The following is a 13,760-nucleotide window of genomic DNA, read 5'->3' as shown; positions in this document are numbered from 1 at the left end:
TAGTCAGTTGATGTTCATGTATATAAGTGGCAAGCTACAAAATGACCACTTTCAAGCTCTGTGAGATCCGGACGTTCTACTGCACATCTATCATGTGCATGCGGACAACGTGTTCTGAACGCACAGCCTGATGGTGGGTTAGAAGGACTTGGAAGTTCACCAGAGATCTTCACTTTTTCCCGCTGAACGGTTTCTTCTCCTGTATCAACTACAGGAATTGAGGTCAGAAGGGCCTGTGTATACGGATGTTTGGGATCATTGTAAATGGCATGTTTGGGCGCGATCTCTGCAATTCTTCCCAAATACATGACTGCCACCCGATCACTGATATGTTTGACGACACCAAGGTCGTGGGCAATGAATAAGTACGTCAAACCAAATTCATCCTGGAGGTCTTTCATTAGGTTGAGCACTTGTGCCTGAATAGAGACATCGAGTGCTGAAACGGGCTCATCGCATATGACGAAATCAGGATTTAAAGCAAGTGCCCGTGCAATGCTGATGCGCTGTCTCTGACCACCGGAAAACTCATGCGGATACTTTGTGCGGTCGCTTTCTCTAAGTCCGACCTTTTTCAATAACTCAATTGACTTTTTCTTGCGATCTGCTTTAGATACGGAGGTCTGAACGAGAAGTGGTTCCTCAATCAATTCTCCGACACTCATTTTAGGATTAAGGGAAGCAAGAGGGTCTTGGAAAACGATTTGCATATCTTTACGGAAAGTTCGCATTTTCCGGTTACTGATATGAGCGATATCCTCTCCCTTAAAAAGTATTTTCCCATCAGTTGGCTCGAGCAAGCGAAGTATGACACGGCCCAGCGTGGACTTTCCGGAACCGGATTCACCGACCACTCCGAGAGTTTCACCTTGCTTGATGTCGAAGGATACATCGTCGACTGCCTTTACATGGCCAATAGTCCGCTTCAGGACGCCGCCCTTGATTGGAAAGTATTTTTTTACATTTCTAATGGAGATAAGTGTTTCTTCATCTTGGTGAGCCGAATGGGGTTTTCTAAGTTCTACAACTTGGTTATTGGACGTCGTCATTCGGCATGCCTCCATTTTCATTTTCATATAAGTAACAGCGTACGAAATGTTCAGTTTCCTGTTCGAGTAACTCAGGATTGCTCTCTCTGCATTGATCCATTACGAACGGACAGCGTGCAGCAAACCGGCAGCCTTTGGGGAAACTGAACGCTGGCGGTACGGTTCCTTTAATGGTACCGAGCCTGTCAACGTCCTTATCAATATTCGGCAGGCTGTCGAGTAAACCACGTGTATAAGGGTGTTTCGTTGTGCGTAAAAGTTCTTTTGTCGGCCCTTCTTCAACGATTTGACCGCCATACATAACCATCACACGATCTGCGTATTCTGACACGACGCCCAAGTCGTGGGTAATCAGCAATAAGGCCATGTGATACTTGTCGCGCATGTCCGCCATTAAATCAAGAATCTGTGCCTGAATGGTCACATCAAGGGCTGTTGTAGGTTCATCTGCAATAAGCAATGCCGGTTCACAGGAAATCGCAATTGCAATCATAACGCGTTGTCGCATGCCGCCTGAAAGCTGATGGGGATATTCATGCATGATCTCCTCAGCGCGAGGAATGCCGACAGTCTTCAAGAGGTCGATCGCCTTTTCCCGCGCTTCATTTTTGGAAGCCTTCTGGTGTTTGCGAATCATTTCAGTGATCTGGTTTCCGATGGTATACACAGGATTTAATGCTGTCATCGGTTCCTGAAACACCATAGCAATATCATTTCCGCGAACTTTGGTCATTTGCTTAGGTTTTAACTTTAATAGCTCATTCCCTTTCATAGCGATGGTGCCATCCACGATGCGTCCCGGTTTGTTAATCAGCTGCATAATTGAGAGTGCGGTCACACTTTTCCCGCTGCCCGATTCACCCACAAGGGCTACCGTTTCCCCGGGATAGACAGAAAATGATACATCATCAACCGCCTTGGCCACTTTATTGTCATCAAGATAGAAGTAGGTTTTCAATTGTTGAATGTCAAGCAGGGGCAGGTCTGTCATGGACAACACTCCATTCTGAAAAGTATGAAATTTAATTTGACTAAACGTCTAACAGGGTTCTATGTCGGTGAGAAAATTGAATCCTAATATAGCTGATATTATTCTATGAAAAAGGTGAATCGATCATGTGTGGTAGTTCTGTGAAGTTTATAAGCAATCAATTGCCGGGCGACAATATATGTAGGCTCTAAGAAGTAAAAGTTTAATTAGATGGTTTGAAATTGTGTAATTATTACATACACAATAATGAACAATTGACGAAATGTCAAGATGTATTTTTTAAAAATTGTCACTGTCTTAAATTTTTAAGATGAAATTAGTCCGTTCAACCAGTAACAAAAACGGGTATGTTATACTAAGAGCACGTGAAGGAAGGCGATACATATATGTTCAGACGCATCAGATATACAAAGCGATTTCAGGAGATTTTAAATGTCCTGTTTAAAAACGGCTTTAGCCATATTCTGTTTCGGGTTGGATTAAGTGGCCGCCGGCCTGTTTCCGGAAAGCAGGAAGTTGGCGACATGAATTTCCAAGACATTGGGAAAAAGCTTAAAAATTCGATGCAAGAGCTTGGACCAACGTTTATTAAACTTGGACAGATAGCCAGTTCCCGCCGTGATATGATTCCTATGGAAATTATATCGGAGCTTGAGAAGCTGCAAGATGATGTTGAAGCATTTTCATTTGATGATGCCAAAGATATTATCGAGGAAGAACTGGATAATTCACTTGATAATCTCTTCTTGGATTTTAATGAGGAACCACTCGCTACAGCCTCGATTGGCCAAGTATACAGAGCGCATCTTCTTTCAGGAGAAGAAGTGGCTATTAAGGTGCAGCGTCCTGAAATTGAAGATAAAATTGAAACGGATTTGTCAATCGTTCGCTATATAGCGCAAGTGCTTGAAGAGCGTACCAAATGGGCAAAAAACTATCATCTGTGCAATATGGTGGATGAATTTTCAGAGTCGCTGCAGGATGAGTTGAATTATAATGCTGAAGGACGCAATGCTGACAGGATTCGTCATCAATTTAAGAACAATCCGGATATTTATGTCCCAGATATTTACTGGGATTTTACGACTGAAAAGGTTTTGACGATGGAATATGTAAAGGGGATTAAAATTAACGCCATTGATCAACTGGCAGCTGAAGGGTATGATCTGGAGCTTGTCACAGATCGGGTGGCAGATGCGATGATGAAACAGATGCTCGAGCATGGCTTCTTTCATGGGGATCCGCATCCCGGAAATATTTATATCATGCCTGGCAACCAGATTACGTTTATTGACTTTGGGATGGTCGGGCGGTTAAGTCAGGAGCTGCGTCATAACTTTGCCTCGCTGATTATTTACTTGAATCAAGGTAATACGAAGGGCATGATTAAGACCTTTACAGGTATGGGCATGCTCAGTGAGGAAGCAGACCATGCAGCATTGACGCGTGACCTTGATCGTCTTCAGTCCCAGTATTATGATATTCCGCTTTCTGAAATCAGCCTTGCTGAGGTGATGATGAAAGTGTTCAGGATAGCCTATAAACATGAAATCGAGTTGCCAACTGATATTGCTATTCTAGGAAAAGTGGTACTTGAACTCGAGGAGGTCTTGGGTAAACTCAATCCCGATTTCAGTATTATGAGCGGGGTCGAACCTTTTGGTAAGAAAATTTTGCGCGAACGCTATAACCCTGCCTCGCTTGCCAAAAGAGGCTTTGAGGAAATTGTGGAAAATGCTCGGATCCTGTCAGATCTCCCGCAGCAGCTAAAAGATGTTACGTCAATGATCAAAAGAGGCAAGCTTCGCGTTGATATCCATGTTTCTGATTTGGAGGTCTTGCTGAAGCGTCTTGATCGTATCAGTAACAGATTATCGTTCAGTATTATTCTCCTGTCATTCAGTATTCTGATGGTCGGTTTGATTGTGGGGGCTGCCATTTCCGGCCAGACGACCATGATCTGGCGTTTGCCGGTGATTGAGGTCGGTTCAGTCATTGCAACACTGATGTTCATTTTAATGATTTACACCATCATACGAAACGGGCGCATGTGACACGGAGCTTAACAAGAATGTACAGAAAACAGGACGGTCAGCTGAGACCGTCCTGTTTTTATATATTTGATGTGCACGCCCGTTTTGATATATGCACATTCGTTTCCGGATATGCACACTCATTTCGATATATGCACATTCGTTTCCGAATATGCACATTCATTTTGATATATGCACATTCGTAGCCCGATATGCACATTCGTTTCCGGATATGCACGCTCATTTTGATATATGCACATTCACCCCCGTAGGTGCACATTTGATCTTAGATATACACTCATACTCCACCGAAGAAGACTTAGCCATTTGAAACAAATTATTTAAACAGCTTTTTCAGCAGTTGGAAAAATCCGATGGATGATTTGTTATAAACTTTGTTATAGGCGTATTTTTTTGGATTTCGGGCCCAGCCTTTTCCTTTGGGCATTTTGAGGCCGGTTCTGTGCACAACTTGGCGCTTGATGCTGGTTCGTGAACTGATGCGCTTTTTTAAGCTTGGCTTACGGATTCCGAACTTCATGTCATCCACCCCTAAACTGGTGTTTCCCCAAGTTTAACATGGCTATAGGAAAAAAACGATCAGCTGAGCTGCGATGGCGATAAAGATCAGGGAAAACGGATATGCCGCTGCATACGCAATAGCTGGGTCGTCGGATTCAACCACTTGATTTAATGCCCCCAGAGCAGGCGTGCTGGTCATACCGCCGCACAATGCTCCCAGCGAATGAACAATGCTCAGTTTAAACAGCTTTCTCGCGATGAAAAAGCCGATGATCACAGGAATAACTGTTATAAGTGTGCCGCCAAAAATCAGTCGAAAACCTTCTTCCTGCACGACTTCCAAAAGGCCCTGACCGGCTGTGGTGCCTGCCCCGGCCAGGAACAGAACAAGTCCAAGTTCCTGCACGACATGATTCGACTGACCATGATACCGCACATGAATTGGGCCGAGCTTGCCAAAATGCCCGATGACTAGGGCCGCAAACAAAGGTCCGCCGGCAGTTCCAAGCTTAATCGTGCCAAGCTCGGGAATGTGAAAAGGGATCATCCCAATTAAAATTCCGATCAAAAGGGTAATGCTGATTGAGAAAATGTCGATATTTGTTACCGATAATTTTTTCTGGGCAAACAGATTGGATACCTCGTCCAGACGAGATTCACTGCTCACCATTGTCAGGACGTCCCCGCGGATAAGCGGCATGTTTGGATTTTGGTACAATTCCAGACCAGAGCGCTCGATCCGAGTAACGGTTGTACCATATTCTTGACGCAAATTTAATTCCTTCAAGCTTTTACCGATAATACCATCTGACTCAACAGTGATTTTCTTGAGTTGAATGTTGTCAGGGTTTTCAAGATGGGAGTCAACTTGAACACCTGCATAGTCACGAAACGACTCCAGCTCTGTTGGTGTGCCGACAGCGACAAGTTCATCACCATGTAAAATTACAGTGTCACTAAGCGCAATCATCGTGTGGTCATTACGTATGACTCGGCTGATAACAATTGACTTTTTATTGAGCGCCAATTCTTCCAATGTTTTCTTGTCAAGGCTGGAATTGGTCACTTGAATGGTCATAAATTCAGGTGATTGCTCGGTTTTAATTGGGTTATTTGCGTCTTCCAGGTCTTTTTCCAGATCAATTTTCCCAATTCGAGGGAGCAGCTGGACAAATAAGACGACGACGAGCACTCCGAATGGGTAAGCGATACCGTATCCAACGGAAGCAAGCGGGTCATTGGTGGCTTGAAGGGCTGCAGCAAGTCCCGGTGTAGACGTCAGTGCGCCAGTCATCAAGCCCACACTCAACGCAGTAGACAGGTTAAACAGCTTAGCCACAATAAGTGTTGTGCCAATGGAAACCACAACGATCAGCAATGCTATAATTCCAAATATCAGACCATTTGAACGCATCATGCGGAAAAAGCGAGGTCCTGCCTGTAAGCCGACTGCTACGATAAATAAGCTTAAGCCTAGATTTTGAACGACTGGATACACTTGAAAGCCGAAGTGGCCGAACACCATGGCCACAAGCAGCACTCCAGCCGCACCAAGGCTTATGCCCTTAACCTTGACTGAACCCAAAGCAGATCCAAGTAATAAAATAGCGAATACCAATATCAGTGGTTCATGAAGTAGATCAACAATTGCGTTCATCATGTTCTCCTTTTCACGTGTTGTGTTAATTCTATCTTACGCCGAAATGGGTTTGTTTAAAAGGGGGGAAAAGAAATGTTCATCTTCTTGTCAAGAGAATGGGAGGGTTAAGGATGATTTTACATGGAATATAGGCAGGATCCCACTATTGGTGTATACAAACAAGACGTGCCTAACGTTTAGGCACGTCTAGTCCATGATATGTCTATTTTGGCGTGTTAGCCTGCCAGACCTTGAGCATATCCTCCACATTGAGTTCATCTGTGGTCGATACGACGAGATCTGCCTTTTTCAAAATCTCAGTCTCGCCAACGCCGATTGCCACCATGCCGGCTCGTTTAATGGCTTCAATCCCACTTGCGGCATCTTCAATTCCGATGCAGTCTTGTGGAGATGCTTTTAAACTGGAAGCTGCAAGTAAAAAGATGTCTGGCGCAGGCTTGGAGTTTTCGACTTTTTCTGCATCTGCAATCACGTCAAACACATCAAGAATTTCAAGGGCTTCAAGAACAGTTCTGGCGTTTCGACTAGCGGAGGCCAACCCTAATTTATAGCCGGAAACTTTCAAGGTGTTCAGTAACTCCGGAATTCCTGGAAGCATATCTGCAGGCCCAAGCGTCAGGATCAGTTTCTGATAATGCTCATTTTTTTGTGTGGCGAGCTGTTCTTTTTCTTCGCTGGAAAAATCATCGCTTTTACCGGATTCACCCAGAATAATATCGAGTGAATCCATGCGACTAAGTCCTTTCAGTTGCTCGTTAAACGTGCGGTTCATCGGAATGCCCAGTTCGTCAGCAAGAGCTTTCCAGGCCTGGTAGTGCAGGTCTGCTGTATCTGTGATCACACCATCCAAGTCAAAGATAAAAGTTGTGGCCATCGTGTCACTCCTTTTGGAATACAGAAGTTTTTATTTTTCGGATAATGTTTTGGTGCCAATTGGGATGTGAACAGGTTTGTTTTGCTCAGCTGTATACGTTTGATCCCATACATTAAAGGAGAGGGGAGCTCCGTTTAAAAGTGTTACTTTGAAAAAACGCCCTGTCACGTCGATATCCAGCTGACGTCCCTGATATTGCATATGAAACGTATAACGGTCCCATTGTTCCGGAAGCTGGGGCCTGAAGAAAAGACCGTCTTCCTTGATGCGCATCCCGGCAAAGCCTGACACAATTGAGAGCCATGTGCCACCCATGTTTGCCATATGCAGGCCATCTTTTGTATTTCCGTGTGTGTTATCAAGATCCATCCGAACAGTATCGATAAAATAATGGTAGGCTTTGTCAAGATTACCAAAACGTGCGGCCATCATGCTGAAAATGCAGAATGATAGGGACGAATCAAACGTTGTGACCTGTTCGTAGTATTGGTATGAATTGCGCATAACCTCTTCAGATTGTTCATCCTCAAGCAAAAAGTGAGCGAGTACGGTGTCAGCTTGCTTGCATACTTGGTAACGGTATAGCGTGAGCGGGTGGTAATGCAGGAGCAGCGGAAACTGATCATCTGGAGTCGCTGCCAGATTCCATATGCCCTTCTGCAAGAATGAGTCGTCTTGCGGATTGATTTGCAGGGCTTCGTCCACCGGCAAATACATATGCTCCGCAGCTTCCGCAAATGCAACAAGCTCACTCTCGGAAAATGCCAGCGTCTGCTTCAGATGAGACCATTCCTCAGGTGCTTTTCTTTTTACAAGCTTAGCCATTTTAACGGCCCAATCGAGATTGTATTTCGCCATGACGTTTGTGTAATAGTTATTGTTCACGACACATGTGTACTCATCTGGCCCCGTAACGGCATCAACGCGGAACCGTCCATTTGCATCGAAATGCCCTGTATCCATCCAGAGCCGTGCCGTTTCCAAAAGAAGCTCAGTCCCATAATGAATCATGAAATCGGTATCGCCTGTTGCCAGGTAATATTGAACAAAACTATAAGCAATATCAGCACTGATGTGATACTGAGCTGACCCCGCCGGGAAAAATGCTGAGCATTCTGATCCAGAAATGGTTCGCCATGGGAAAAGTGCGCCTTGTGTATGCCCCATCTCTTTAGCCCGCTGACGAGCACCGTTTAGAATGCCATAGCGATAGAGCAGAAGGTTCTTTGCAATATTCGGCTGCGTCATGATAAACAGCGGGAGCATATAAATTTCCGTATCCCAGAAATAATGGCCTTCATACCCTTCACCGGACAGACCTTTTGCTGAAATGTTGGACTGTGCGTCACGCCCGGCAGATTGAAGCAAATGATACATATTAAAACGAATGCCTTCCTGGAGCTGATCATCACCTTCAATTTGGATATCAGCAGTTTTCCAGAAATCTCTCATATATGCAGTTTGCTTTTCGAAAAAGTATTCAGGCGGTTTATCGATGAGGTTCTCTTGGTGCTCAGCAGATACTGAATCTTTTCTTGAGTCTGTTAAGAAAGTCCGTTTGTCGATTGTGGTTGTTTCTGACAATACAAACGAAGCTGTGGTCGTGATGCCTGTGGCGTCCACCGCAGATGATGATTCAGCACCGGTGAGTTTGATATCAATGGATGAGGCAGCTTTGGCCCGAAGCCCTGAGGTATAGGTTTCAACCTCAACGGTACTCATACCTGAGTTTGTCAGAGAAGCATCCCATACCAGCAAACGCTTGGCATGTCCACTAGCGACTCTGGGGTCGGTGGTATCAATATGATTAACCACATCACCCTCCAGTCGGCTCACCACAGTAACCGGCACTGTCCCGTTAGTGGGCTCCAGTGTGATGTATTGCATAAACAAAGATGGGTGTGTCATTGATGCCAGCCGTTTAAACGTCACCAGCAACTCATGTCCGTTTGATGAGCGCCAGTGCAGCTTCCGAACAGTGATTCCGTTTTTCATATCGAGCTCACGGCTGTAATCAAGCACCTCACCTGTCCATAATGATACCTTTTCCTGATTACCATTTTCTCCGACCCATAGATCTACAGACTGTATATCCATAATGTTTAACTGTTTCTGCTGTGAGTCTGGAAACCCGTGCAGCTTCTCGCCGTAAGTCAGCGGCACGTCATCATAAAACCCGTTGATATACGTCCCCCTGATTGATGTTTCCCCCTCTGGAAAACCTTCTTCCAAATTGCCTCGTACACCGAGATAGCCGTTTCCATTAAAAAACAAGCTCTCTTCTAAAAGTAATGTTTCTAAATCCGTTGCATCAGATCGTATCACCCATGACATAACCTTCACCCTTTATTCAAATCATTCAACAGAAGGAGGGAGGGGCCTGGCCCCATCCGACACATCTGCTGTGTTGTTATTCTTTGACGCCGCCTGATGTGAGGCCTGAGACGATTTGCTTCTGAAAGACGAGTACGATGATCAGTGTTGGTATGGTTACGAGAGCAGTCGCGGCTGCAACTTCTCCCCAGAGAATACTAAACTGGGTACGCAAGAAGGAAATCGCAACAGGGACTGTATGATAGTTTGACTCAGAGTTCATCGTGATCGTCAGCAGGAATTCATTCCAGGCAGCGATAAATGTGATGATAGCAGTTGTAAACACGCCAGGTGCGGCGAGCGGAAAGACAATGCGTGTCAGCGTCTGAACGCGGGAAGCACCGTCAATCGTAGCTGACTCCTCAAGAGCCAGCGGAATCTGATTAAAATGTGTCACCAAAATCCATACCGCCATTGGCAGTGTAATTGTTGAGTAGGGGAGAACAATGAAATAACTGTTCAGCCAGCCAAGCTCGTAAAACATATTATATACCGGTCCGGTCACAACCATTTGCGGAAACATGGAAACAGCAAGCACAAGTCCCAGCAGAACTGTTTTCCCTCGGAAATGGAACCGGGAAATGGCATACGCACAAAATGTTGCTACAGCAATGACGTAAACCGTTGTTGTTGTAGCGACGATAATACTGTTAAGAATCGCTCTCAAAATTCCTTTTTCGAATAAAACGGTTATATAGTTGCCAAACGTTGGATTCTCGGGAATGACATTAAAGGCACCTGTTCCGAATATTTCACCACTCGATTTGAAAGAAGTGATGAAAATCCAGAAAAATGGAAAGACCATAATAAACAGGTAAGCTACTACAAACAGGCCAAAAATGACCCAAAAACGTTTTTTAGCTCCACTCATTTTCACACACTCCTTTACTAATTTCGATCGAGCAGATCTCTGCCCAGTAATCTAACGAATACCATGGCAATCGCCGCAACGCAGAGGAACATCAGCATAACAACAACAGAACCGTAGCCAAAGTTCGTCTGACCGAACATCAATTTATATGCATAAATTGACATCGTTTCTGTTGCGCCACCAGGGCCGCCCCTGTCAAAACGTAAATCAGATCAAACACTCTGAAAGCGTCAAGCGTTCTGAACAACAGGGCGACTAATATAGATGTTTTCAACAAAGGTAATGTGACCTGGAAAAAGCTTTTAATCTTACCGGCGCCGTCAATGGAGGCTGCTTCATATAGTGATTTTGGGATATTCTGCAAACCGGCCAAAAGTAAGAGCGCCATATACGGCGTTGTTTTCCACACATCTGCCAGAATGGTCGACACCATTGCCCCGGTCCCGCTCAGCAATAAATCCTGAGATTGGGCAACAAGACCAATGTTTTCAAAAAAGTGTGCGACAACACCGCTGCTGCCGTCATATAAATAATTCCACATCATCGCGGCCACTGCTGTCGGTATTGCCCATGGTATGAGTGACGTCGTTCGGACAAATCCCTGACCGAATATCGCCTTGTTCAAAATCAGAGCCAATCCAAGCCCCAGTACAAATTCAAACGCGACAGACACGGTCGTGAACAAGACTGTATTCCACAACGCTGTTCGGATTCGTGCATCACCCAGTGCTTCTTTGTAGGCGGAGAGGCCTGTGAAGTTGGAAGGGATGATGCTGTTGTTGAAATCGTCCACAAGAGCGGGTAAGTTTTCACCGTGCTCCAGATCATAAGATTCATTTAAATTGGCGACAAGCTCTGCTGTGTCATCATGCAACTCTTCAATTTCTGCCCGTTCGTCGGAGGATATTTTAATGACTGAGCTTTGATCTTCATAGTTTTCAGCGACACTGTCTATACGATCAATTGTATCTTCAACTGCGGCCTTATCTTCAGTGTCACTTACATTTTCCAAATCCTCATCTAGAAAGAGCGATACATATAAAGCCGTTTCATTAAACAGGCTCGTATTGAAACGTTCATTCAAATACAGCCCGGACTTCTGCGGGTCATTCAGCTGATAGTCGAACAACGTATATGTCATCGACTGAACAACGGGCCACAGAGAAAACACGCCAATTAACAAAAGCGTAGGCACAATATAAAGCCAGCCCGTAAACCCGGGTTTCTGTTTCATGACACTCACCTCACTTAATCTGTAAATATTGAGAAACGACGGAATGGTAATAGTTTCGTATAAGTACATCCATCATAGTTTCCGTAAACTGCGAACTAACTTATGACTGCCTCATGCGGCCGCTCGGGGGAAACACTGCGCTTTCCGCGGGGGCTGCTGAGCCTCCTCGGTCTAACGACCTCCGGGGTCTCACCGAGGCTTTGCATCCCGCAGGAGTCTCCGTGTTTCCCCCGAGCTTGGTTAAAGCGTGCTAATGTCCCAGACAAATATGCGTGCAGAACCGTCCAAGCCACTGAATTAAATAGAGTGATTTGAGAGGAGGGAAGTCTACTCCTGCGGGAACAGCACGAGTCCTACTTTATCGGAAATTTCACCTCAGATATCGGAAATTCTGAGGGGTATATCGGAATTTTTGAAGTGTATATCGGCGTTTTCAACTCATATATCGGAAAATCACATGAACTTGTCATATAGGACGTAACTTAAAACTTCTCCTAGAATATTTAAATAGGTTTATAAAGTTTTCACTGGTTCGCAGTTTTTGTCTAGTGCTAGCTCGTTATAGAGAGTGTAAAATAGTTTGTGTAAATAGAAATGACGATTAAACGATCTTCATTTAAAAAAGGAAGCCCCTTTCTGTAGAATAGAGTTAGCGACAACATTCACAGAAAAGAGGTCTTCCCTATGAACCATCTTACTACAGATTTAATCGAAGCACTAGCCCAAAAACAAGACATTGAAGAGGTTTTTCGTCGCCATCTTGAGACAGCTGTTAATCAGTTGTTAAAACATGAACTAACTGCTTTTCTGGATTATGAACCCTATGCCCGCGAAGGATTCCATTCTGGTAACTCACGGAACGGATTCTACGATCGCACCTTTAAAACAGAATATGGTGAACTTCAGCTTGCGATCCCCAGAGATCGAAATGGTGAATTCCAACCGGAAACTCTCGCTCCGTATCAGCGTTCCAATGACACGTTGGAACAGTTTGTCATTCATCTTTATGAAAAAGGCATCACAACCGATGAAATTGCAGATTTGATGGAGCGAATGTATGGACATCATTATTCCAGACAAACCGTATCCAACTTCACGCAGCTGGTTGCGGAAGATGTACAGGCTTTTCATGAACGGAAACTGGAGAAACGATATGTCTGCATCTATCTGGATGCAACGCACATTCCCATTCGTCGTCAAACGGTTGAAAAGGAAGCCGTTTATATTGCCATCGGCATTACCGAGGAAGGAACGAAAGAAGTCCTAGACTTCACCATCGCACCAACAGAATCGACGCATGTTTGGGAAGAAATGATCCAACACCTACAAGCGAGAGGATTGGAACAAGTCCTTCTATTCATTTCGGACGGTTTACCCGGCATGACGGACGCCATTCACCGTGTTTATCCAAAAGCCAAGCATCAGGTCTGCTGTGTTCATGTTGCCCGCAACATTGCCAGTAAAGTGCGGGTGAAAGACCGCCCAGCCATTCTGGATGATTTTAAAAACGTCTACCAAGCCAAGGATCGGGACGAAGCCGTGGATGCCTTGAATGCATTCCAGGACAAATGGAAAAAGATTTATCCACGTGTGATTGACGCGGTGGTTGGGAACGAACAGCTATTAACGTTTTATGATTTCCCTGCTTCCATTCGCCGTAGTATTTACTCAACCAATCTCATCGAAGCATTTAATAAGGAAATTAAGCGATACGTGAAACGCAAAGAACAATTTCCCAACGAAGATGCCTTGGAGCGATTCCTGGTTACTCAATTCTTAGATTATAATCAAAAATTCGGTATCCGTTGCCACAGGGGATTTGATCAAGCTAAGCCAGAATTACTGCATATGTTTGAAGATCAACAGGTGCAGGCTTAATCTCAAGTTCGCCATCCTTGACCATGTTTCGCGGTCGTGGTGGTGCATGAATGGAGAGATGGCAAAAATAAAGCCCTAAGGGCTCCATCCGCACCACGACCGATCTTTTTCTCCGCTCTCGCTGGTCGGAAACCCTGAATCCAACATAACAAATCGCAAAGAAGAGGCAACAATATGGTCAAGGACAAGCAGCTGTCACTGTGGCTCAAAAAGAAATTTTCCTGAATTTACCTATCAGCTAGCCGTTCTACCAGAACAGGGTTATTTACACAAAA

9 protein-coding genes and 1 pseudogene are annotated in these 13,760 nt (G+C 44.7%); 2 read left to right on the top strand and 8 right to left on the bottom strand.

Annotated elements, in window-relative coordinates:
- Positions 1-14: 14 nt before the first annotated feature.
- Positions 15-1,049, bottom strand: a complete 1,035-nt coding sequence (locus tag JNUCC1_RS02755; RefSeq protein ID WP_156643885.1) for an ABC transporter ATP-binding protein — start codon at positions 1,047-1,049, stop codon at positions 15-17.
- Positions 1,033-2,040: an ABC transporter ATP-binding protein gene (locus JNUCC1_RS02750; protein ID WP_156643884.1), complete on the bottom strand. Its 1,008-nt coding sequence runs from the start codon at positions 2,038-2,040 to the stop codon at positions 1,033-1,035. The genes JNUCC1_RS02755 and JNUCC1_RS02750 overlap by 17 nt, the downstream gene beginning before the upstream one ends.
- 365 nt (positions 2,041-2,405) lie before the next feature.
- On the opposite strand from JNUCC1_RS02750, the gene JNUCC1_RS02745 reads away from it, so the two are divergent.
- On the top strand, positions 2,406-4,094 hold the full coding sequence (locus JNUCC1_RS02745; protein ID WP_331713575.1) for an ABC1 kinase family protein: 1,689 nt from the start codon (positions 2,406-2,408) through the stop codon (positions 4,092-4,094).
- A gap of 316 nt (positions 4,095-4,410) precedes the next feature.
- Here the strand turns inward: JNUCC1_RS02745 and JNUCC1_RS02740 are convergent, their stop codons facing one another.
- From JNUCC1_RS02740 to JNUCC1_RS02715, 6 genes and pseudogenes are all read right to left on the bottom strand, one after another.
- Entirely contained in the window at positions 4,411-4,614 is a 204-nt protein-coding gene (locus tag JNUCC1_RS02740) for a hypothetical protein (protein WP_156643882.1), read from the bottom strand.
- 42 nt (positions 4,615-4,656) lie between these two features.
- A complete protein-coding gene (locus tag JNUCC1_RS02735; protein ID WP_231746955.1) occupies positions 4,657-6,255 on the bottom strand; it encodes an aspartate:alanine exchanger family transporter in 1,599 nt (532 codons plus the stop codon).
- 202 nt (positions 6,256-6,457) lie between these two features.
- Entirely contained in the window at positions 6,458-7,129 is a 672-nt protein-coding gene (gene pgmB / locus JNUCC1_RS02730; RefSeq protein ID WP_156643881.1) for a beta-phosphoglucomutase, read from the bottom strand.
- Between the two features lie 30 nt (positions 7,130-7,159).
- Positions 7,160-9,463 carry a glycoside hydrolase family 65 protein gene (locus JNUCC1_RS02725; protein ID WP_156643880.1) on the bottom strand — a complete coding sequence of 768 codons (2,304 nt, stop codon included), beginning with the start codon at positions 9,461-9,463 and terminating at the stop codon, positions 7,160-7,162.
- Between the two features lie 76 nt (positions 9,464-9,539).
- A complete protein-coding gene (locus JNUCC1_RS02720) occupies positions 9,540-10,373 on the bottom strand; it encodes a carbohydrate ABC transporter permease (RefSeq protein WP_156643879.1) in 834 nt (277 codons plus the stop codon).
- Positions 10,374-10,390: 17 nt separating this feature from the next.
- A pseudogene (locus tag JNUCC1_RS02715) lies at positions 10,391-11,607 on the bottom strand (carbohydrate ABC transporter permease).
- A gap of 684 nt (positions 11,608-12,291) precedes the next feature.
- Between JNUCC1_RS02715 and JNUCC1_RS02710 the strand changes: the two are divergent.
- Positions 12,292-13,485, top strand: a complete 1,194-nt coding sequence (locus JNUCC1_RS02710) for an IS256 family transposase (protein WP_156643798.1) — start codon at positions 12,292-12,294, stop codon at positions 13,483-13,485.
- Positions 13,486-13,760 lie beyond the last annotated feature (275 nt).

Origin of the sequence: Lentibacillus sp. JNUCC-1 (assembly GCF_009741735.1) — a bacterium.
Classification (GTDB): Bacteria; Bacillota; Bacilli; order Bacillales; family Amphibacillaceae; genus Lentibacillus_B.
The sequence above is the reverse complement of the archived record's forward strand: the minus strand, read 5'-3'. Positions and strand labels throughout refer to the sequence as shown.